The organism is Curtobacterium sp. Leaf154 (assembly GCF_001424595.1).
GTDB classification, from domain to species: domain Bacteria; phylum Actinomycetota; class Actinomycetes; order Actinomycetales; family Microbacteriaceae; genus Curtobacterium; species Curtobacterium poinsettiae.
In genome coordinates this window covers 208,783-229,088 of record NZ_LMOS01000005.1, presented here as the reverse complement: position 1 = coordinate 229,088, position 20,306 = coordinate 208,783, and the positions used below count along the sequence as shown (strand labels likewise).

At 71.4% G+C, this 20,306-nt stretch carries 18 protein-coding genes and 2 tRNA genes; 14 read left to right on the top strand and 6 right to left on the bottom strand.

The window, feature by feature from the left end; translation table 11 throughout:
* The first annotated feature begins 19 nt into the window (after nt 1-19).
* From ASF75_RS11250 to ASF75_RS11240, 3 genes are read left to right on the top strand one after another with little or no spacing between them, the layout of a single operon-like run.
* Complete coding sequence (locus ASF75_RS11250) at nt 20-1,429, top strand: serine hydrolase (RefSeq protein WP_056071420.1); 1,410 nt, start codon at nt 20-22, stop codon at nt 1,427-1,429.
* On the top strand, nt 1,426-2,007 hold the full coding sequence (locus tag ASF75_RS11245; protein ID WP_042538535.1) for a GbsR/MarR family transcriptional regulator: 582 nt from the start codon (nt 1,426-1,428) through the stop codon (nt 2,005-2,007). The genes ASF75_RS11250 and ASF75_RS11245 overlap by 4 nt, the downstream gene beginning before the upstream one ends.
* Nucleotides 2,004-3,665, top strand: a complete 1,662-nt coding sequence (locus tag ASF75_RS11240; protein WP_056071417.1) for a dipeptide ABC transporter ATP-binding protein — start codon at nt 2,004-2,006, stop codon at nt 3,663-3,665. Before ASF75_RS11245 ends, ASF75_RS11240 begins: the two co-directional genes overlap by 4 nt.
* 18 nt (nt 3,666-3,683) lie before the next feature.
* On the opposite strand, the gene ASF75_RS11235 is transcribed toward ASF75_RS11240, so the two are convergent.
* Nucleotides 3,684-4,265, bottom strand: coding sequence for a hypothetical protein (locus tag ASF75_RS11235; protein ID WP_156463862.1), 582 nt, complete (start codon nt 4,263-4,265; stop codon nt 3,684-3,686).
* 147 nt (nt 4,266-4,412) lie between these two features.
* Between ASF75_RS11235 and ASF75_RS11230 the strand changes: the two genes are divergently transcribed.
* The gene (locus ASF75_RS11230; RefSeq protein ID WP_017886019.1) at nt 4,413-4,742 is read left to right on the top strand and encodes a hypothetical protein; all 330 of its coding nucleotides are present in this window, start codon (nt 4,413-4,415) and stop codon (nt 4,740-4,742) included.
* A 101-nt stretch (nt 4,743-4,843) separates the two neighbouring features.
* Complete coding sequence (locus ASF75_RS17690; RefSeq protein ID WP_017886018.1) at nt 4,844-4,996, top strand: hypothetical protein; 153 nt, start codon at nt 4,844-4,846, stop codon at nt 4,994-4,996.
* 67 nt (nt 4,997-5,063) lie between these two features.
* On the opposite strand, the gene ASF75_RS11225 is transcribed toward ASF75_RS17690, so the two are convergent.
* Genes ASF75_RS11225 through ASF75_RS11215 form a run of 3 tightly spaced genes read right to left on the bottom strand, consistent with a single transcriptional unit; the run spans nt 5,064 to nt 8,232 of the window.
* Nucleotides 5,064-5,921, bottom strand: coding sequence for an EamA family transporter (locus ASF75_RS11225; protein WP_056071412.1), 858 nt, complete (start codon nt 5,919-5,921; stop codon nt 5,064-5,066).
* 13 nt (nt 5,922-5,934) lie between these two features.
* Nucleotides 5,935-6,597 (bottom strand): response regulator transcription factor, encoded by a 663-nt coding sequence (locus ASF75_RS11220; RefSeq protein WP_027464682.1) that lies wholly within the window; start codon nt 6,595-6,597, stop codon nt 5,935-5,937.
* A gap of 39 nt (nt 6,598-6,636) precedes the next feature.
* Nucleotides 6,637-8,232, bottom strand: a complete 1,596-nt coding sequence (locus ASF75_RS11215; protein ID WP_056071409.1) for a sensor histidine kinase — start codon at nt 8,230-8,232, stop codon at nt 6,637-6,639.
* 132 nt (nt 8,233-8,364) lie between these two features.
* Here ASF75_RS11215 and ASF75_RS11210 point away from each other — a divergent pair, with 132 nt between their 5' ends.
* Nucleotides 8,365-9,195, top strand: a complete 831-nt coding sequence (locus ASF75_RS11210) for a helix-turn-helix domain-containing protein (protein ID WP_056071406.1) — start codon at nt 8,365-8,367, stop codon at nt 9,193-9,195.
* 262 nt (nt 9,196-9,457) lie between these two features.
* On the opposite strand, the gene ASF75_RS11205 is transcribed toward ASF75_RS11210, so the two are convergent.
* Nucleotides 9,458-10,489 (bottom strand): LacI family DNA-binding transcriptional regulator, encoded by a 1,032-nt coding sequence (locus ASF75_RS11205; RefSeq protein ID WP_082509677.1) that lies wholly within the window; start codon nt 10,487-10,489, stop codon nt 9,458-9,460.
* 118 nt (nt 10,490-10,607) lie between these two features.
* On the opposite strand from ASF75_RS11205, the gene ASF75_RS11200 reads away from it, so the two are divergent.
* The 6 genes from ASF75_RS11200 (at nt 10,608) to ASF75_RS11175 (ending at nt 19,230) form a co-directional block, all read left to right on the top strand.
* On the top strand, nt 10,608-11,882 hold the full coding sequence (locus tag ASF75_RS11200; RefSeq protein WP_056071400.1) for an ABC transporter substrate-binding protein: 1,275 nt from the start codon (nt 10,608-10,610) through the stop codon (nt 11,880-11,882).
* A 33-nt stretch (nt 11,883-11,915) separates the two neighbouring features.
* Complete coding sequence (locus ASF75_RS11195; protein WP_017886011.1) at nt 11,916-12,794, top strand: carbohydrate ABC transporter permease; 879 nt, start codon at nt 11,916-11,918, stop codon at nt 12,792-12,794.
* Nucleotides 12,791-13,777, top strand: coding sequence for a carbohydrate ABC transporter permease (locus ASF75_RS11190; RefSeq protein WP_156155315.1), 987 nt, complete (start codon nt 12,791-12,793; stop codon nt 13,775-13,777). The genes ASF75_RS11195 and ASF75_RS11190 overlap by 4 nt, the downstream gene beginning before the upstream one ends.
* Nucleotides 13,777-15,138, top strand: a complete 1,362-nt coding sequence (locus ASF75_RS11185; RefSeq protein ID WP_056071398.1) for a glycoside hydrolase 5 family protein — start codon at nt 13,777-13,779, stop codon at nt 15,136-15,138. The genes ASF75_RS11190 and ASF75_RS11185 overlap by 1 nt, the downstream gene beginning before the upstream one ends.
* A 14-nt stretch (nt 15,139-15,152) precedes the next feature.
* Nucleotides 15,153-18,179 carry an alpha-mannosidase gene (locus ASF75_RS11180; protein ID WP_056071395.1) on the top strand — a complete coding sequence of 1,009 codons (3,027 nt, stop codon included), beginning with the start codon at nt 15,153-15,155 and terminating at the stop codon, nt 18,177-18,179.
* An 85-nt stretch (nt 18,180-18,264) separates the two neighbouring features.
* Nucleotides 18,265-19,230 carry an endo-beta-N-acetylglucosaminidase H gene (locus ASF75_RS11175; protein ID WP_056071392.1) on the top strand — a complete coding sequence of 322 codons (966 nt, stop codon included), beginning with the start codon at nt 18,265-18,267 and terminating at the stop codon, nt 19,228-19,230.
* Between the two features lie 453 nt (nt 19,231-19,683).
* On the opposite strand, the gene ASF75_RS11170 is transcribed toward ASF75_RS11175, so the two are convergent.
* Nucleotides 19,684-19,754 (bottom strand) — tRNA-Gly (locus tag ASF75_RS11170).
* A 54-nt stretch (nt 19,755-19,808) separates the two neighbouring features.
* On the opposite strand from ASF75_RS11170, the gene ASF75_RS11165 reads away from it, so the two are divergent.
* Complete coding sequence (locus tag ASF75_RS11165) at nt 19,809-20,120, top strand: hypothetical protein (RefSeq protein ID WP_056071390.1); 312 nt, start codon at nt 19,809-19,811, stop codon at nt 20,118-20,120.
* A 58-nt stretch (nt 20,121-20,178) separates the two neighbouring features.
* A tRNA-Pro gene (locus tag ASF75_RS11160) sits at nt 20,179-20,255 on the top strand.
* Nucleotides 20,256-20,306 lie beyond the last annotated feature (51 nt).

The following is a 20,306-nucleotide window of genomic DNA, read 5'->3' as shown; positions in this document are numbered from 1 at the left end:
GCCCCTCGAAAGGACCACCGTGACCGACACCCTCTCCGCGTACCGGAAGACCCTGCCCTACATCCGTGATTGGGTGTCGTACAAGGTGTGGCAGCTGCGGGTGCCCGGCGTGCAGGTCGCCGTCGGCTTCGGCGGCGAGGTCCTGTTCGACGAGGCCTGGGGCTACGCCGACGTCGAGGCCGGGCGCCGCCTGACCACCACCGACCTGTTCCGCATCGCCTCGCACTCGAAGACCTTCACCGCGACGGCCCTGCTGCAGCTCGCCGAGCGCGGGTCGCTCCGGCTCGACGACACCGTCGGCACGTACGTCCCGGCACTGGTCGACGGTGGCTCCCCGCTCGCCGACGCCACCCTGCGCGAGCTGATGGAGATGGGGGCCGGCGTCATCCGCGACGGACACGACGGCGACTACTGGTCCCTGCTCCGCCCGTTCCCCGACGAGCAGGAACTCCTGGCGCTCGTGCTCGACCGGGGCCAGAAGGTACCGACCGGCTCGTCGTTCAACTACTCGAACCTCGGCTACTCCCTGCTCGGCCTCGTCATCGCCGCGGTGTCCGGGCAGTCGTACAACGACTTCGTGCGCGAGTCGATCACCGAACCCCTGGGCCTGCGGAACACCGGCCCCGACTGGGACCCCGCACGCGCCGACGACTTCGTGGTCGGGTACACCGGGTTCCACACCGCGCGGCACCGGCAGCGCATCGACCACGTCGACACCCGCGCGATGGCCGCCGCCACCGGGTTCCACGGCACCGCGTCCGACCTGGTCCGCTACTTCTCGCAGCACGTGATCGGGCAGGGCACCCTGCTCGACGACCACTCCAAGCGCCTCGCACAGCGGAAGGCCTGGAGCGCCACCGACGACCCCGCGGCCCGCGGCTACGGCGCCGGGTTCATCGTCGACCGGATCGGCGGACGCGAGATCCGCGGCCACTCCGGCGGGTTCCCCGGCCACATCACCCAGTCGATGTTCGACCCGGCGTCCGGGCTCGTCGTGTCCGTGCTGACCAGCGCCGCCGCCGGACCCGCGACGGTCATCGCCACCGCGGTCATCGCCATGCTCGACGCCGCGGCCGACACCGACGCCCCGGGGACCCCGGTGCCCGACGACGTCGACACCACCACGTTCACCGGACGCTTCGCGAACCCGTGGGGCGTCACCGACGTCGCCCGGATCGGTGACCGGCTCGTCGAGGTCGACCCGTCCGGCCCGGAGCCGATGGACACCCCCACCCGGCTCGAGGTCGTCGACGCCGACACCCTGCGGATGACCCACGGCAACCGCTTCGGCTCCGTCGACGAGGACATCACCTACACCCGCGACGACGACGGCACCGTGCGGGCGATCCGTGGCGGTGGCGGCATGTCCCAGGAGCCGTGGTCGATCCCGGACGAACGACCCGAGGTGGCCGCCGGACTGGCCTCGTGACCGACGACCGGGGCACCGACGGCACCGACGGTGTCGGCACCGACGCCGACGACGACCGGCTGCTCGGACCGGAGCGCCAGGCGTTCGTCGAGGAGTTCGCCCTGATGCTCAACGACGGTGCGGGCATGCCCCTCACCGACGCCCGGGTGCTCGGCTACCTGATGATGACCCGCGCACCGCACTCGTCGTCGTCCGACCTGCAGGCAGCGCTCGGTGCCAGCTCGGGGTCGGTGTCGATGGCCACCCGACGGCTCGTCGACTCCGGCTTCGTGAAGCGCCACATCGTCCCCGGCGAGCGCAGCCACTACTTCCGTGCCGAGGCCGACGTCTGGGGCTCCTGGCTCGCCAGCGAACGGAAGTACCTCGACCGGCAGCGCGACATCATCGGCCGCGGGCTCGCCGTCGTCGAGGGGGCCGGCCGCACCGGCACGGGCGACGTGGACGCCGAGGTCCGCGAACGTCTGCTCAACGGCCGCGACTACATGCAGTGGCTGCAGGGCTACCACCGCAAGATGCTCGAGGAGTGGGAGGCCTTCAAGGCCGCCCGCGACGACACCGACCCCCCGGAGACCCCATGAGCGGCACCACCGACGTCCTGACCGTCGAGCACCTCACCGTCACCTTCGACGTCGACGGCGAGGTCGTCCGTGCCGTCGACGACGCCTCGTTCACCGTCGCCCGGGGCGAGGTTGTCGCCGTCGTGGGGGAGTCCGGCTCCGGCAAGAGCATGACGGCGATGACCGCGATGGGCATCGCCCCCGACGGCGCCCGTGCCTCGGGGAGCATCCGGCTCGGCGACCTCGAGGTCATCGGCGCCGACGAGCGCACCCTCCGGTCGGTCCGGGGCCGCAGCGTGTCGATGGTCTTCCAGGACCCGTCCGCGGCCCTGAACCCGGTGTTCACCATCGGGTTCCAGCTCGCCGAGGCGGTCCGACGCACCGACGGCCCGCACGACCGCGCCGCCGTCCGGGAACGCTCGCTCGAGCTGCTCCGCGCCGTGGAGGTCCCCGAACCCGAACGCCGCCTGGGCCAGTACCCGCACGAACTCTCCGGCGGGCAGGCCCAGCGCGTGATGATCGCGATGGCGCTCGCCGCGGGCCCGGACCTGCTCATCGCGGACGAGCCGACGACCGCCCTCGACGTCACCGTGCAGGCCGAGGTGCTCGACGTCCTCCGCGCGCTGCGTGAACGCACCGGCACCGCGATCCTGCTCATCACCCACGACATGGGTGTCGTCGCGGACCTCGCCGACCGCGTGGTCGTGATGCGCCGCGGCCGCGTCGTCGAGACCGGCACCGCCGAGGCGGTCTTCGCCGCACCGTCCGCCGAGTACACGCGGGAACTCCTCGCTGCGGTCCCGCGCATGGGCACCGGGTCCGGTCTGGAGGCCCGGCTCGGCTCCGCCACGGAGCCCCCGGCCGCCGTCCTGGACGTCCGGCACCTCGTGGTCGAGTACGGCGGCGCCCTGCGGGGCCGGTTCCGTGCCGTCGACGACGTGTCGTTCACCGTCGGCCGTGGCGAGATCGTCGGCCTGGTGGGGGAGTCCGGCAGCGGCAAGACCACCATCGGCCGGGCCGCGGTCGGCCTCGCGCCGATCACCTCGGGCTCGGTGGTCATCGAGGGCACCGACGTCGCCGGCGCACGACGAGCCGCCCGACGGCAGATGCGCCAGCACGTCGGCGTGGTGTTCCAGAACCCGCTCCGGTCGCTCAACCCCCGGTACACCGTCGGGCAGACCGTCGCCGAGCCGCTCCGCCAGATCCTCCGGCTGCCGGCGGTGCAGGTCGAGGAACGGGTCGAGCGGCTCCTCGCCGACGTCGGTCTCGACGGCGTGTACGCCGAGCGCTACCCGCACGAACTCTCCGGCGGCCAACGGCAACGCGTCGCGATCGCCCGCGCGGTGGCGCTCGACCCCGCGCTCCTGATCGCCGACGAGCCGACGAGCGCACTCGACGTGTCGGTGCAGGCCCGCGTGCTCGACGTGTTCCGCGAGCTGCAGGAGCGCCTCGGGTTCGCGTGCCTGTTCGTCACCCACGACCTGGCCGTGGTCGACACGCTGTGCGACCGGGTCGTCGTGCTGCACGGGGGCCGGGTCGCCGAACAGGGAACGCGCGACGCCATCCTGCGCTCGCCGCAGGACCCGTACACACGACGGCTCATCCAGGCTGCCCCGGTGCCGGACCCCGGGGAGCAGGCACGACGGCGTTCCGAGCGTCTGGCTGCCCGCGTGGGCTGAGGCGAGCGGGAGTCCGGGTCAGCGCACCTCGGCCGAGGCCCACAGCACGCCGACGCCGCGGCCCACCGGGCGCAGCAGCGGCACGGCGACGAGCACCGCGGCGGCCAGGTACGCGACGGTCTGCAGCAGGCCCGGGACCGCGAAGGCCACGCCGAGGGACTCTTGCGGGAGTGCCGTGAGGAGCACGGTGTTCGACAGCAGCGCGGTGACGAACCACGCCGCGGCCGCCACCGTGACGATCCAGCCGAAGGCCCGCTGCGCACCCGGTTCGCTCCGGACCGTGACGACGCCGAAGGCCACGAGCGCCGCCTGCGCGACGACGAGGAACACGTCGATCAACAGTCCGGGAACCAGCGACACGAGCGCGAACGCGAGCACGGACACCGCGAACGTGAGCGCCCGGCGGTCCCGAGCACGCACCGCGGCGACGAGCACGACGACGCCGGCGATGCCCCCGACGACCGTGGCGCCGAGGAGCAGCCCGCGGGGCAGGTCCCAGGGCGCCAACCAGACCGTCCCGACCAGTCCGGCCGCTCCGAACACCAGCGCCGCCACCACCGCGGCCGCCAACACCACCCGTACCCCCGTGCTGCTCTGCATGCCCGCACCCTATGCCCCGGGGCGGCGCCAGCGGAACACGTTCCCCGCGGTTCGGCGCCCCTGGCGACACGCCCGTCGGGCACCGGGTCGTCGTCCAGACGGCGCGGTCGACTTGACGGCTGTTCGAACACACGTTCGAATACCGTCGTGGGACGGCGTCGCGAGAACCGGTGGCAGCCCCCGGAACACCCGGAGGTCGAGCGTCCGCGCGCCTACTCCCTGTCCGAGGACGCCCGCGGCGACGACGTCTGCCACGCCGTCACCCCGAAGCCGGTCTGGGCGTGGATCCAGTTCCCGACCTTCCACGTTCGGGTGAAGGCCTTCGCGAAGAGCTGGACCCGCGACGCCGTGCTCGTGGAGTGGGCGCAGTTCGGGCAGCAGGCCGAGGCGTGGGTGTGGCGTTCCGCGGTGAAGCACCGCACGCTCCGTGCCGACCGGGACAGCGCGAACCGGAGTCCGCAGAACGCACTGCGTTGACTTCCGCCCACACCCCGAGGATGGTTTAGCGAACACGGGTTCAGCAAGTAACTCACTGATCGAGGCATTCGGTCCGGACCCGTGCTCACGAAGGAGGCACCATGAAGAACGCAGCGGTGCCGTCCTGGGTCGCCCACGTGCTCACCCCGCCCGAGGTCATCAGCGCCTACGTCGAGCGTCGGATCAACGATCCGGCCCTGCTGTCGGGTGAGCAGTCGGAACCCACGTACGCAGACTTCCTGCGCGACGAGTAGACGGACTTCTCAGGAGGCCCGGATCACGCACCGCCGTCGGCGGACGTGATCCGGGCCTCCTCTTCGTTCACCCCACCGGTCCGCCACGTCGGCGACGCGCCGACAGCGTCACGCCGACGCTCGCAGCGGTGACGCACGCCAGGGCGACCGTCTCGAGCACCGACAGCCCCTCGGCCAGCACCACCAGGCCTGCCAGGGCGGCGATCGCCGGGCCGAGGCTCTGCAGCACCCCGAACACCCGTGTCGGCATCCGGCGGAGCGCGAGCATCTCGAGGGCGTACGGCAGCACGCTGGACAGCACGGCGACGGCACCGAAGACGAGCAGGAGCGCCGGTTCGCGCACGACACCGTCGACCGCGGACCGGAGCCCGAACGGCAACGACACGAGCATCGCGACCACCATCGACACGACGAGCCCGTCGACACCGGGGATCGCGGCGCCGACGTGCCGGTTCATCACGATGTAGCCCGCCCAGCACCCGGCCGCGAGGACCGCCCAGACGACCCCGCCCACCTCGGTCACGGCGGTCGGGCCGACGCCGAGCAGCACGACCCCCGCGAGCGCCAGCACCGCCCACAGGGCATCACGCCAGCGCCGGGTGTGCACGAGCGACAGGGCGAGCGGCCCGAGGAACTCGATCGTCACGGCGACACCGATCGGGATGCTCGCGAACGACAGGTAGATGAAGACGTTCATGCCGCCGAGCGCCAAGCCGAGCCCGATCGCACCGAGCCACTGCGCCCGCGTCCAGTGCCGGACGCGGGGACGGACCACCAGGGCGAGGACGACGGCACCGATGACGAGCCGGAGCGTTGCGGCCCCGACCGCACCGACGTCGTCGAAGTGGGTCTTCGCGATCGCGGCGCCGAGCTGGACGGACACCATCGCGGTGAGGGCCAGCAGGGGCGCGGGGACCCGGTTCATCACAGGGCTCGGCTCATCCGAGGTAGGCGAGGACGGCGAGGACACGGCGGTGGTCCTCTCCGGTGTCCTCGAGCGCGAGCTTGCCGAAGATGCTCGACACGTGCTTCTCGACGGCGCCGGTGCCGATCACCAGGGCGCGGGCGATCGCGGCGTTCGTGCGGCCCTCGGCCATCAGCCCGAGCACGTCACGCTCGCGCGGGGTGAGCGCGGCGAGCGGGTCGCGGCGGCGGCTCATCAGCTGCGTGACGACCTCGGGGTCGAGCACGGTGCCCCCGGCGGCGATGCGGCGGACGGCGTCGTCGATCTCCTCGAGCCGGGTGACACGGTCCTTGAGCAGGTAGCCGATGCCGGTCGCGCCGGCGGCCAGGACGTCCTCGGCGTAGGTGGCCTCGACGTACTGGGAGAGCAGGAGCACGCCCGTCCGTGGAGCGATCCGGCGGGTCTCGACGGCGGCGCGGACCCCTTCGTCGGTGAAGGTCGGCGGCATCCGCACGTCCATCACCACGACGTCCGGCGCACCCTCGGGCAGGGTCGCCAGGAAGGCCCGGGCGTCGGAGTACTGCCCGATGACGTCGATGCCGGCCTCGTCGAGCACGCGGGCCAGGCCCTCGCGCAGCAGGACGGCGTCGTCGACGACGACGGCCCGGATGCGTGCTGCATCCGGGCCGTCTGTCATGCCGACCAGCCTAGTGGGAGCGCGGGCGCCCCCGTGGGGTCACGACCGCTGGTTCGCCGCCGTCGGCACGCCGTTCAGGGCTCCGAGGGGGATCCGGGCGGTGGCCTCGGTCGGGCCGCCCTCGGGGCTCGAGACGACCAGGTCGCCGTCGAGGGCCCGCATGCGGCCGATCAGGCCCTCGATCCCGTGGCCCTGCTGCGGTCGTGCGCCACCCCGGCCGTCGTCGGTGACGCTGACCGTCAGGTACCAGAGACCCGAGGCGTCGACGACCAGGCCGAGGTACACCCCGGCGGTGGTGGCGCCGGCGTGCTTCATCGTGTTCGTCAGGAGTTCGCTCACCGTGAAGTACACGTTGCGCTGGATCTCCGTGGCGAGCTCCAGGCCCTCGGGCAGCCGGACGTCCAGGCCCACCGGGATCGGGGTGCGGGCGACCAGTGCCTCGAGCGCCGCGACGAGTCCGCGGTCGAGCAGGATCGGCGGGGCGAAGCCGCGGGACAGTGCGCGCAGTTCGTCGAGGGCGTCCTGGGCGTGCTCGGATGCCTCACCGATGAGCTGCTTGGCCTTCTCGGGGTCCTTCTCGAACGCGCGCTCGGCGGCGGACAGGTCCATGCGGAGTCGCACCAGCCGCTGCTGTGGGCCGTCGTGCAGGTCGCGCTCGATCTGGCGGAGCGCCTGCCCCTCGGCGGTGACGGCACCGGCACGGGAGGCCTGCAGGCCGGCGACGCGCTGCTCGAGCTGCTCGGCCCGGAAGCCACCCAGCAGGCCGAAGTCGACCCAGTAGTGCGCGAGGACGGACCCGCGGGCCCAGAGCGGGAAGAGCACGACCGAAGCGGTCATCGACAGCAGGCCGAGGGCACCGACGCCGGTCACGAACCCGACGCTGTCCGTGAAGTAGCCGACCCGGACGTTGTTCGCGAAGTACAGTCCGCCCACGACGATCGGCCAGGCGAAGCCGACGAGCAGCAGTGCACCGGTCCCGACGGTCGCGACCGCGACGAGCGGGTAGACGACCGCGGCGTGCAGCAGGTAGAGCCAGTAGTGCGGGTTGGCGACTGCCGAGCCGGTGCGGGTCCACCAGTTCTGCTGCCAGCGGGGCGTCCAGTCCACCGGGCGGATCGGGCGTCGGTCGGCCCAGCTCATGCGGAGCTTCTCGAACTGTCCGAGCCACCGCGCCACGAACAGCGCGATGAAGAACATGAGCAGGACGAACGGGTTGAACAGGTCGCGGAAGCCGCCGCCGAAGACCGCCGCCGGGAACGCGAAGTACAGCGTGCAGAGCAGTACGGCGGTGAGTGCCATGTAGCCGAAGTCCCGCGGCAGGCGCCTCCACGCGTCACGGTAGAACTGTCCAGCGGTCATGCCGGACCCACGACCCGAACCGGGGCCGCCGACCGGGCCGGACCCGACGCGCGGGGTGGCGCTCCACGACGCCGGCGGGGACTGCCGGGCACCCTGAGTGTCCCCGGTGTCGTGCTGGTGCTGGTGCTGGTGCTGGCGCGGGTACTGGGGCATCGGCTTGGTGGCTCCAGGGGGCACGGACTCGCCCAGTGGGACGGTCTGGGCCTGGTCGGGCGAAGGCGTGACGTCGTCCAGCGGGACGGTTCGCGCCTGGTCGAGGCGGTCGGTGTCGGTCATGCATCCAGCCTCGCGATCGCGGAGCCGTTCCCCCATCCTGCCCTCTCCCCACCCCGGGTGGGGTTATCCCCCCTCTTCCACAGGTCGCCCGCTCCACGCCCGCGCGTCCTGCCCGTGGATCACGCTCGTCGGATGGGTGATGCGCTCCGAGCACTGATCGACGCCGTCGGGCTCCAGGTCGGGCCGGGCGCCGAGGTCCGCTCCGACGACGAGGCATGGACGCTCGACGTCGAACCGACGGGCACGCACGTCTGGGTGGCGACGCGGTCCCGCTCCGTCTGGATCCGGCGCGGAGACGACATCGCGATCGTCGACGTCGGCACCGCCGCCCTCGTCGAAGGGCATGCGACGATCACGATCAGCACGGGCCCGGAGCGCTCCGGCCCGCCCCGCGTCGCGGAGACGTCCGCGTTCCCGCACGAGGCACTCTTCGCGCTGACCGGTGTCCTCGTCGGAGCCGCAACGCTCGGCCCGCTCGTCGACGAGGTCCTCGCGCTCCCGCCCATCGCGAGCACCGGCCCACCCGGTGCGCCCTCGCCCGACGTCGGCCTCGCGCTCCGCCACGTCGGGCACCTCGACGGCGGCAGGTGGCACGGCGCGCAGCAGCAGGCCCTCGCCCGGCTCGTCGTCACGACGGTGCTCCGCGACAACCCGCCCCCGATGCTCGGCGACAACGGTCTCGCGCGGATCCTCGACCGTCTGTTCGATCCGGCTGGTCCGTCGTCCCTGCAGGCCATCCTCGTCGGTGTCCGGATGTCGGAGCGCACCCTCCAGCGCCGGTGCGTCGCAGCGACGGGATGCTCGCCCGCGCAGCTCGGCCGCTGGTACCGCAGTCTCGCCGTCCGGAGCGCGCTCAGCCGTGGAGACCGCCCGTCCGACGTCGCGACCCGCTTCGGCTTCAGCACGACGTCGTCCATGCGGCGGGCCCTCGAGCGGGTCCGACCCCCGACGAACCGCCGGTGACCGTCGACCGCGGGGGAAGGAGGTTCCGCTCCGCGTCGATGACGGTTCTGGTTCGCGATCCTCGGGTTTCGTGAACCAGAACCGTCACGGCGCGGAGAAGACCACGTCGTCCCGCGTCGGCGCAGTGCGGTGCGTGCGCGCCAGGTGCAGGCAGCCGCGCCGCGCTTCGGAAGCTGCGGCGGGCGCGGCGGCAGCGGGAGCGGGTCAGGTGGGGGCGCGGCGGCGGCGGGAGCGAGTCGTCGGCGCCGACGTCCGGTGCGGGTCAGGCGGGGGCGCGGCCGGTGGACTCGCGGACGCTCAGGGTGAGCGAGGGACCCGGGCGTGAGGGGAGCGGGGTGCTCGCGTCGATCTGCGCGCGCAGCAGGGTCGCCGCACGCTGTCCGAGCTCGACGGTGTCGCGGGTGAGCGAGGTGATCGCGGGGCGGACGAGCCGGATCATCGCCGAGTCGTCGAAGGACACGATCGAGACGTCCCCGGGCACCGCGACGCCCATCTCGCTCGCCACGCCCAGCCCGGCGACGGCGAGCACGTCGTTGTCGTAGACGATCGCGGTCGGTCGGACGCTCCGGGACAGCAGGGTCCGGGTGGCGCTCGCGCCGGCCTCGGCGGAGTAGTCGGTCGGTACGGACACCGTGTCGTCGAGCCCTTCGTCTGCGGCGAAGGCGCGCAGCCGGTCCATGCGCATCGCGGTGTGCTCGAACTCGGGCCGCCCGGCGACGTGGGCGATGCGCCGGTGCCCGAGCGCGTGCAGGTACCGCAGGACGGTGTCGGTGGCGTCCGAGTCGTCGATCCAGACCGTGGGGGCGGCGCCGTCGGGGGAAGGGTGCGAGCCGACGACGACGGTGGGCATGCCGAGGTCGGCGAGCAGGGCGAGCCGGGCATCGTCGCGACGGGGGTCGATCACGATCACGCCGTCGACACGGTGGCCCCGCCACCAGTCCCGGTAGGTCTCGAGTTCCTCCTCGGCGTCGCGCGCGACGAGCAGGTTCATGCCGACGTGCGTGCCGGCGAGCCCGAGTTGGATGCCGGAGATCAGGTCGCCGAAGAACGACTCCGTGCCCAGGGTCCGGGCCGGACGGTTCAGCACGAACCCGATGGAACCGGCCTTCGCGCCGCCGAGCGCCCGGGCAGCGGTGTGCGGTTGCCAATCGAGCTCGCGGGCGATCTCGCGCACGCGGCGACGGGTCTCGTCGGAGACGCCGGGGCGGTCGTTCAACGCGAACGACACCGCGCTGATGGACACACCGGCCCGCGCGGCGATGTCGGCGATCGTCGTTCGACGCTTGGTGGCCACGGGGTTGACTATAGCGCTTTAGTCATCCACAGTGGCTGCCACACACGGGTTTGGTGACTGCTGCTGAACCGGTTCAGTTATGACGAGGGAGTCAGACGCCATGAGGACCACCACACGCATGACGAGGGGCCGCGCCACCGCGCTGCTCGCGACGGCCGCCGCCACGGCGCTCGTCCTGACCGGCTGCTCGAGCGGCGGGAACGCGGCCGACAACGGCGGCGGCGAGATCAGCGGCACCATCACCCTGCAGACCTGGGCACTCACGCCCACCTACACGGGGTACCTCAACGGGGTCATCAAGGACTTCGAGCAGGCTCACCCGGACGCGAAGGTCAAGCTGCAGGACCAGCCGGGCGACGGGTACGCCGACAAGGTGCTCAGCCAGGCCTCGTCGAACAGCCTGCCCGACGTGATCAACCTGCCGCCGGACATCGCCCTGCCGCTCGCGAAGCGCGGGTTCCTGCAGGACGTCGCGAAGGACGACTCGCAGCTCGCCAGCACGTACGTCGCCGGCGCGGTGGACTCGTACGAGTACAAGGGAGTGGACGGCACGTTCGGGTACCCCTGGTACCTCAACACCGACGTGAACTACTGGAACTCGACGATGTTCGCCAAGTGCGGCCTCGACGCGGAGAACCCGCCGAAGACCACCGACGAGCTGTTCACGCAGGCGAAGACCATGCACGACAACTGCCCGACCGACTACCTGATGAGCCGGAAGCCCGGCCTCGGCGACTTCACGCTCGCCGGCGTCAAGGTGCTCAACGCCGACGGCACGAAGTTCACCTTCGCCGATTCGTCGAAGGCCGCCGACCTGATCGACCGCTACAAGGACGCGTACCAGGACGGCTACATGCCCTCCAACGTGCTGAACAGCGACTACCTCGGCAACTCCACCCTGTTCACGCAGGCCAAGGTCGCCTGGACCACCGGTGGTGCCACCTCGCTCGCCGACTTCGAGAAGAACAACCCGTCGCTCAAGGGCAAGGTCACCGTCAGCCCCGCACTCGACACCCCGCCGCTCTACGTGCAGGGCCTGTCGGTCTCGAGCAAGTCGAAGCACCTCGCCACCGCCGAGGCCTTCGCGAAGTTCATGACGAACGCGAAGAACCAGGAGGCGTTCGCCCACAAGGTGAACATCTTCCCGTCCACCACGTCGTCGCAGTCCGACCCGTACTTCTCGAAGGACGACGGCACCGTGAACGGCGAGGCCCGGGTCCTGGCGAACGAGGCCCTGAAGTCGGCGAAGGTCATCAACCCGGTCGAGGCGAACTCCGCGATGACGGACTTCCTCGACCAGCAGATCGCGCTCGCGATGAAGGGGCAGGTGGCACCGAAGCAGGCGCTCGAGACCGCCCAGACCAAGATGAACAGCCTGCTGGCCAACGGCTGATCCGGCCCCGACGAAGGAAGAGGGAGGATCGCCATGCGCGCCAACCGCTGGTACACACCCTGGTTGCTCGTCCTGCCGGCACTGATCTGGCTCGTCGCGTTCAGCCTGTGGCCATCGATCAACACGGTGCGGCTGTCGTTCACGAACGCCAGCCCGCTCGGCGGCGTCAGCCAGTGGGTGGGGGTCAAGAACTTCGAGACCCTGCTCGCCGACCCGCAGGTGTGGGAGGCGCTGCTCAACAGCGTCATCTACATGGCGGTGTGCCTGCCGCTGCTGACGGTCCTCCCGCTCCTCATCGCGGTGCTCGTGCAGCAGAAGCTGCCCGGGATCGCGTTCTTCCGCACCGCGTTCTACACGCCGGTCATCGCGTCCGCGGTGGTCGTCGGGCTCATCTGGACGTGGATCCTCGACGACCGCGGTGTCATCAACGAGATGGCGCAGGCCCTCGGCGTCGTGCAGGGCAGCGTCCCGTTCCTGACCGACCGGTGGCTGCTGCTCCTCAGCGCCATCAGCCTGACGGTGTGGAAGGGGCTCGGCTACTACATGATCATCTTCCTGGCCGCCCTCGGGAACGTCGGCAAGGACCTGCACGAAGCCGCCGCCCTCGACGGCGCCGGCGCGGTCCGACGTTTCTGGTCGGTCACGATGCCCGGGGTCCGCGGCACCATGACGCTCGTCGGGATCCTGGTGTGCGTCTCCGCGCTCCGGGTGTTCAGCGAGCTCTACATCCTCACCAACGGCACCGGCGGACCCGGCGGGCAGGACAACTCGCTCGTCATGCTCATCCAGCAGTACGCCCGCGGCTTCACCGGCAACCTCGGCTACGCGTCCGCACTGAGCCTCCTGCTCTTCGTCGTGACCCTCGTGCCGATGCTCGCCCTCGCCCGGATGAACAGCAAGGCGGACAAGTGACGAACACGACCAGCACGACCGAACCCGTCATCGGCGGCGCGCAGGGCGCCGCCAGCCCGACGCCGGACGTGACCGGCGCGACGGGCGCTGGACGGGCCTCCAGGCGGAACGGACGGGGCGGACGCGTCGGACGCAAGCGGCGCCGCGCGGTCTGGGGCGTCATGTCCACCCGCGAGAAGGTCGTCCGCTACGTCCTGCTCATCGTGGTGCTCTTCATCACGATCGGCCCGTTCCTGTGGCAGCTGTCCACGTCGCTCAAGGGCGCCGGTGAGGACATCTACACGGCGAACCCGTCGTTCATCCCGTCCGAACCGACCATCGAGAACTACCTGAAGGTCGCAGCCGCGATCCCGGTGTGGCGGTACATCGGCAACTCGCTGCTCGTCGCCGCGATCGACGTGCTCGGCAACATCGTGTTCGCGACCCTGGCCGGCTTCGCCCTCGCCCGTCTGCAGTGGCGGCACCGGAAGCTCGTGCTCGGCCTGTTCCTCGGCACCCTGGTGCTGCCCGGCGAAGCGACGATCATCTCGCAGTTCGTCACCGTGAAGGACCTCGGCCTCGCCGACAACCTGGTCGGCGTCGCCCTGCCCGGCATGATCGCGGCGCTCAACGTCCTGCTGATGTTCAACGCGTTCCGGCAGATCCCCGAGGAGATCGACCAGGCCGCGGTGATGGACGGTGCGAACGCCCTGCAGCGGCTGCGCTACATCTCGCTGCCCGCCGTGCAGGGGACGATCGCCGTCATCGCGATCTTCTCGTTCATCGGGGCGTGGGACGACTTCCTGTGGCCGCTCATCGTGCTGCAGTCGCCCGAGAACCTCACCCTGACCGTCGGGTTGCAGTACCTGCAGGGCACGTTCGCCACCGACCAGCGGATGATCGCGGCCGGCACCATGATCGCGTTCATCCCGATCGCCGTGATCTTCGCCGTCCTGCAGCGCTTCTTCTTCAAGGGCGTCGAAGAGGGCGGTGTGAAGGGCTGATGCGGTTCGGGGTCAACTACACGCCCGCGGTCGGCTGGTTCCACTCGTGGCTGGACTTCTCGCCGTCGGACACCGCCAGGGACCTCGAGGCCATCGCGTCGCTCGGCGCCGACCACGTGCGGATCTTCCCGCTCTGGCCGGTCGTCCAGCCCAACCGGACCCTCATCCGGCAGCAGGCCCTCGACGACGTCGCGACGGTCGTCGACCTCGCCGGCTCGTTCGGGCTCGACGTCAACGTGGACGCCCTGCAGGGACACCTGTCGAGCTTCGACTTCGTGCCGTCCTGGCTGGACAGCTGGCACCGCCGCAACATGTTCACCGACCCGGACGTGGTCGCCTCGACCGCCGCGTACGTCCGGGCGCTCGCCGGAGCGGTCGCCGACAAGCCGAACCTGCTCGGCATCACCATCGGCAACGAGGTCAACCAGTTCGCGCACGCGCCGCACCCCGCGCCGCACGCCGTCTCGGCGGAGCAGGGGCACGCGTGGGCGGCGGCGATGGTCGCGGCGGCGCGAGCGGGGCTGGCATCTGGCCTGGAGGCGCGGCTCGGCGCCGCCTCGTCGGTCCCGTCCGCCACCGGGTCGCGCCCTGGGCCGCTGGTCACCGTCGCGCAGTACGACGCGGCCTGGTACGACGACGCCCAGCCCTTCGGCCCCGAGCACGCGGCGGACCACGGCGACGCCACGGTCACGCACTCGTGGGTGTTCAACGGCTCGGCGGCCCTGCACGGCGCCCTCGGGCCCGGGTCGGTGCGGCACGGGGAGTACCTGCTCCAGCTCGCCGCGGCCTGGAACCGCGACGCCGCCCGGCCGAACTGGCTGCAGGAGGTCGGCGCCCCCACCAACGTCGTCGACCCCGCCGACGCCGCCGCGTTCACCGAGCAGACCATCCGGCACGTCCTCGACGCGCAGCACGTGCTCGGGGTGACGTGGTGGTGCTCCCACGACGTCGCGCGGTCCCTCGCCGACTTCCCCGAGCTCGAGTACGACCTCGGGCTGTTCACGAACGACGGACGCCTGAAGCCCGTCGGCGAGGCGTTCGCCGCCCTCGCCCGTGCCGAGCACACCCGCGACGCCCCCGCAGCACCGCCGGCCACCGCACTCGTCCTCGACGACGTGCTGACCGACGGCACCGACCACCACGGCACCCGCGCCGACTGCGCCCCCGGCGGGCGGTTCGCCGCCGCCTGGCTCGCGCTGGCCGAGGCCGCGCCGGACGGCCGCGGCCCCCAGGTCGTCCTGCGCTCCCGACTGTCCGACACGGCACTGCTGGCCGACCGTGGCATCGACCGCTGCGTCGACGTGCCGTCTGACCTCGACACCACCACCGTCCGCGTCGCCCACCCCGCGACCACGCCCTGACCCCGGAAGGCCCCATGCACGACGACATCCCCCTCACCACCGGACGCGCCCGACGGGTGCTCGACGAGCGGATCACCCCCGCGGTGCACGCCACGGCGACGCCGCTCGACGTTGCCTGGCACGAGCTCCCCGGTGAGCCGATCGCCCCCGCCGAGGGACTCGCACTCACGTTCGAGCCCTACGAGGTCGGCACCCCGTGGGGCGCGGCCTGGGGCACGACGTGGTTCCGGCTGACCGGGACCGTGCCGACCGAGTGGGCCGGGCGCCGGGTGGAGGCCGTGATCGACCTCGGCTTCGACAAGAACATGCCCGGGTTCCAGTGCGAGGGGCTCGTGTACCTGGCCGACGGCACCCCCGTGAAGTCGATCAACCCGCGCAACCAGTGGGTCCTGGTCACCGAACGGGCCGAGGGTGGCGAGACCGTCGAACTGTTCGTCGAGGCCGCGTCGAACCCCGTCCTGCTCGACTACCACCCCTTCCTGCCGACGCAGGAGGGCGACGTGCAGACCTCGTCCTCGAAGCGCCTCTACGCCACCCGCCGGATCGAGCTCGCCGTCTTCGAGTCCGAGGTGCACGAACTCGCCCTCGACATCGACGTCCTGCTCGAACTGCAGGCCGAGCTGCCCGCCGGACCCCGACGCATGCGGATCCTGCAGGCCCTCGACGACGCCCTCGACGCGCTCGACCTGCAGCACATCCCGGAGACCGCGTCCGACGCCCGCGCGGCGCTCGCCGACGTGCTCGCCGCTCCCGCCGAGGCCTCGGCGCACACCATCTCCGCCGTCGGGCACGCCCACATCGACTCAGCCTGGCTCTGGCCCGTGCGCGAGACCATCCGCAAGGTCGCCCGCACCACGTCGACCATGACCGAGCTCATCGACCAGACCGACGACTTCCTGTACGGCATGTCGAGTGCGCAGCAGTACGCGTGGATCAAGGAGCACCGCCCCGAGGTCTACGCCCGGGTCAAGGCCGCGGTCGAGGCCGGCCGGTTCCTGCCGATCGGCGGCATGTGGGTCGAGTCCGACACCGTGATGCCGACCGGCGAGAGCATCGTCCGCCAGTTCTCGCAGGGCCAGCGGTTCTTCGAGCGCGAGTTCGGCATCCGGCCCAAGGGCGTCTGGCTGCCGGACAGCTTCGGGTACTCGCCGGCGCTGCCGCAGCTCATGCGCCGCGCGGGCTTCGAGTGGTTCTTCACGCAGAAGATCTCGTGGAACCAGGTGAACAAGTTCCCGCACCACACGTTCCTGTGGGAGGGCATCGACGGGTCGCGGGTGTTCTCGCACTTCCCGTCGATGGACACCTACAACTCGCGGTTGTCCGGCAGCGAGGTCGCCAAGGCTTCCCGCCAGTTCCGTGAGAACCGGCTCGCCACCGGCTCGATCGCCCCGGTGGGCTGGGGCGACGGCGGCGGTGGCACCACCCGCGAGATGACCGGCACCGCCGCACGGTTGGCCGACCTCGAGGGCAGCGCGAAGGTCCGCTGGGAGCATCCCGACACGTTCTTCGACCGGGCGAAGTCCGAGCTGACCGACCCGCCCGTGTGGGTGGGGGAGCTGTACCTCGAGCTGCACCGCGCCACACTGACCAGCCAGCACGGCACGAAGCAGGGCAACCGCCGGTGCGAGCAGCTGCTCATCGAGGCCGAGCTCTGGGCCGCGACCGCCGCCGCCCGCACCGACTTCGCCTACCCGTACGACGAACTCGACGCCCTGTGGCAGCAGGTCCTGCTCCAGCAGTTCCACGACATCCTGCCGGGCACCTCGATCGCATGGGTGCACCGCGAAGCGGTCGAGCGCTACGCCGAGACGGCCGCGGCGCTGACCGCGATCATCGACCGGGCGCTCTCGGCGCTCGCCGGCACCGGGGACGCGGCCGTCGTCGTGAACCCGGCCCCGTTCCTCCAGTCCGGTGCACCCGCGCAGGGTGCCGTCGTGGCGACCGACGTGACGGCGGCGACCGCCGTGTCCCTGACCGAGCAGGACGGCGGGTACGTGCTGGCGAACGAGCTGGTGCGGGTCGTCGTCGACGCGCAGGGGCTCGTGACGAGCGCCGTCGACCTGGCGAGCGGACGCGAGGCGATCGCGGCCGGCCAGGCGGCGAACCTGCTGCAGCTGCACCAGGACTTCCCGAACATGTGGGACGCATGGGACGTCGACCGGTACTACCGCAACCGCGTCGAGGACCTCGTGGCGACCACCGGGCTGACCGCGTCGGTCGACGAGTCCGGGGTCGCACGGGTCGTCGTGTCCCGGGCGTTCGGCGACTCGACGGTGACGCAGGAGATCGTCCTGGCGCCGGGGTCGCGCACCCTGGAGTTCGACCAGGTGACCGACTGGCACGAGACCGAGAAGTTCCTCAAGGTGGCGTTCCCGCTCGACGTCCGCGCCGAGCACACCGTCGCCGAGACGCAGTTCGGTGCGCAGAAGCGGGTGACGCACACGAACACCTCGTGGGAGGCCGCCAAGTTCGAGACCTCGATGCACCGCTACGTGCTCGTGTCCGAACCGGGCTTCGGGGTCGCGCTCGTGAACGACTCGATCCACGGCTTCGACACCACGCGCGACGCCGTCGACGGGCACGTCACCACCACCGTGCGGCTGTCGCTGCTGCGGGCACCCCGGTTCCCGGACCCCGAGACCGACCAGGGCGTGCAGACGCACCGCTACGGCATCGTCATCGGCACCGACCAGCTCGGCGCCACGTCGGCCGGCGTGCGGATGAACGCGGGCGCGCGGACGATCACCGGGGCGCACGGCTTCGACCCGCTGGTGCAGGTCTCCGGCGACGTCGTGCTGTCGAGCGTCAAGCTCGCCGACGACCGGTCCGGTGACCTGGTCGTGCGCGTCTACGAGCCGTCCGGGCAGCGGGGGACCGGGGGCATCGCGGTGTCCGTGGCCGACGGGGCTGCGTTCGGGCCGGCTGCCGAGGTGACGCTGCTCGAAGAGCCGCTGGCCTCGGGCGCGGCGGTCGACGCTTCCTCGTTCGCCGTCGACGCCTACGAGGTCCGCACCTTCCGGTTCCCGCGCACGCGCGCCTGAGACTCCGCCGCCGGGACTTCGGGTGTCCCGGCGGCGGCCCCCGGTCGGCGACCGCCGACCGGTTCGTCACTCGCTGAGGAGTGTCATGAAGCAGTCCACCAAGTTCAGCATCGCGACCGCACTGGTCGCCATGCTCGCGGCGCCACTGGTGCCCGCCGCAGCGTCCGCGGCGCCCTCCTCGTCCGGATCGAGCCACGGGCACGGCCACGGTGCGTCCCACGGCGGCGGCCACGGTCACGGGCACCACGCTGCGCCCACCAAGTCGGGGCCGACGAGCATCGCCTACGTCGAGGTGAACAACGACGAGCTCGCCAACGTCGGCCGGTACACGTTGGAGAACGGCGCGAACGCGTTCGACGTGGCGATCATCTTCGCCGCGAACATCAACTACGAGGACGGCAAGGCGGTCCTGTACAACAACGAGAACGTGCAGCGGACCCTCGACCAGGCCGCCACGCAGGTCCGCCCGCTGCAGGCCAAGGGCATCAAGGTGACGCTGTCGGTGCTCGGCAACCACCAGGGCGCCGGCCTGGCGAACTTCCCGACGAAGGCCGCGGCACGGGACTTCGCGGCGCAGGTCTCGGCGACGGTGAAGAAGTACGGACTCGACGGCGTCGACCTGGACGACGAGTACTCGGACTACGGCGTGAACGGCACCCCGCAGCCGAACCAGCAGTCGATCGGCTGGCTCATCAGCGCCCTGCGTGCGGACATGCCGGGCAAGATCATCTCGTTCTACGACATCGGCCCGTCGTCCGACGCCCTGACGACCGCGAGCCCGTCGATCGGCAAGCAGCTCGACTACGCCTGGAACCCGTACTACGGCACCTACACGGCGCCGACGATCCCGGGCCTGCCGAAGTCGAAGCTGTCCGCCGCCGCGGTCGACATCCAGAACACCCCGCAGGCCACCGCGGTGTCGCTCGCACAGCGCACGAAGGCCGACGGGTACGGCGTCTTCATGACGTACAACCTGCCGGGAGGCGACGAGTCCGCGTACGTCTCCTCCTTCACCAAGGTGCTGTACGGACAGGCCGCGTCGTACCGCTGACGCGTCCGTCCTGACGGCGGCTCGCGCCCCGTGCTCCCCGGCTCCGGCCTGGAGGCGCGGGGCGCGTCCGCCGTCCGGGTCCCGCTGGTCCGGGGGAGGCCCCAGTTCGTCCTCGCCCGTGACGGTTCCGGTTCGCTGACCTCGGGGATCGTGAACCGGAACCGTCATCCACCGAGAACGAACCCCGGCCCGGCGCGCTCGACGCCGCGGCCGTACGATGCTGTTCCCACGATGCCCACCCGCGTGATGATCGGTACCCGACGACGGGTACGTGGCGCGCGCTGGCTTGTGGTCTGGCGGGTTCTGGATGGTGGCGAGATGCACGGTGCGCACGTGTCCACACCGTGCGGAGTTGATCGCTCGGTGTGCCGGAACGACATCACACAGAACGACCCACCGCGCACGGGCCGAACAACACCGCACCGTGCGGCGACGGCAGGAAGGGACGAAGAGAGGGGATGACGGGAATCGAACCCGCGTAGCCAGTTTGGAAGACTGGGGCTCTACCATTGAGCTACATCCCCGCGCCTGCGCACCAGGCGCAGCCCGACCATCGTAGCGGACGAACGAGCACCGACATGCCGACGCGCGTCATCCCGAAGCCGGACGCCGGCGCCGAACGCACGATCCGCTGGTCGCGGGTGGTCTCGTACGTGCTGGTGCTCCTCGCCGCCGCGGTCCTGTCCCTGCGCCCCGACCTGTTCGGCGACCCGCAGTCGCAGCCCGCGCACGCACTGCTGCACGTCTGGCGGATCGTCGTCGGGCTGCTGCTCGCGGTGGCCGCCCTGGGGGTCCAGGTGGTCGTCGGGATCCGGTGGCGGCGGGGTCTCCGACGCGCCGCGGAGGACGACTGGGCAACCCCCGGGAACAGTGCGCCGTCGGACCGCTAGACTCACCGGGGTCGCATGCGCCCCTCGGTGTGTGCGGCTGATCCCTGGCACGAACCAACGGGGCGTAGCTCAGCTTGGTAGAGCGCCCGCTTTGGGAGCGGGAGGTCGCAGGTTCAAATCCTGTCGCCCCGACCAGGTCCTCCGAGCACCACCGACCACACGAACGTCAACCAACAGGAGAACATC

Excerpts from the sequence above, each read along its gene's own strand:
- ASF75_RS11240 (WP_056071417.1), top strand. The coding sequence starts at position 2,004 with ATGAGCGGCACCACCGACGTCCTGACCGTCGAGCACCTCACCGTCACC.
- ASF75_RS11235 (WP_156463862.1), bottom strand. The coding sequence starts at position 4,265 with ATGCAGAGCAGCACGGGGGTACGGGTGGTGTTGGCGGCCGCGGTGGTG.
- ASF75_RS17690 (WP_017886018.1), top strand. The coding sequence starts at position 4,844 with ATGAAGAACGCAGCGGTGCCGTCCTGGGTCGCCCACGTGCTCACCCCG.
- ASF75_RS11225 (WP_056071412.1), bottom strand. The coding sequence starts at position 5,921 with ATGAACCGGGTCCCCGCGCCCCTGCTGGCCCTCACCGCGATGGTGTCC.
- ASF75_RS11220 (WP_027464682.1), bottom strand. The coding sequence starts at position 6,597 with ATGACAGACGGCCCGGATGCAGCACGCATCCGGGCCGTCGTCGTCGAC.
- ASF75_RS11215 (WP_056071409.1), bottom strand. The coding sequence starts at position 8,232 with ATGACCGACACCGACCGCCTCGACCAGGCGCGAACCGTCCCGCTGGAC.
- ASF75_RS11210 (WP_056071406.1), top strand. The coding sequence starts at position 8,365 with ATGGGTGATGCGCTCCGAGCACTGATCGACGCCGTCGGGCTCCAGGTC.
- ASF75_RS11200 (WP_056071400.1), top strand. The coding sequence starts at position 10,608 with ATGACGAGGGGCCGCGCCACCGCGCTGCTCGCGACGGCCGCCGCCACG.
- ASF75_RS11195 (WP_017886011.1), top strand. The coding sequence starts at position 11,916 with ATGCGCGCCAACCGCTGGTACACACCCTGGTTGCTCGTCCTGCCGGCA.
- ASF75_RS11185 (WP_056071398.1), top strand. The coding sequence starts at position 13,777 with ATGCGGTTCGGGGTCAACTACACGCCCGCGGTCGGCTGGTTCCACTCG.
- ASF75_RS11180 (WP_056071395.1), top strand. The coding sequence starts at position 15,153 with ATGCACGACGACATCCCCCTCACCACCGGACGCGCCCGACGGGTGCTC.
- ASF75_RS11175 (WP_056071392.1), top strand. The coding sequence starts at position 18,265 with ATGAAGCAGTCCACCAAGTTCAGCATCGCGACCGCACTGGTCGCCATG.
- ASF75_RS11165 (WP_056071390.1), top strand. The coding sequence starts at position 19,809 with ATGCCGACGCGCGTCATCCCGAAGCCGGACGCCGGCGCCGAACGCACG.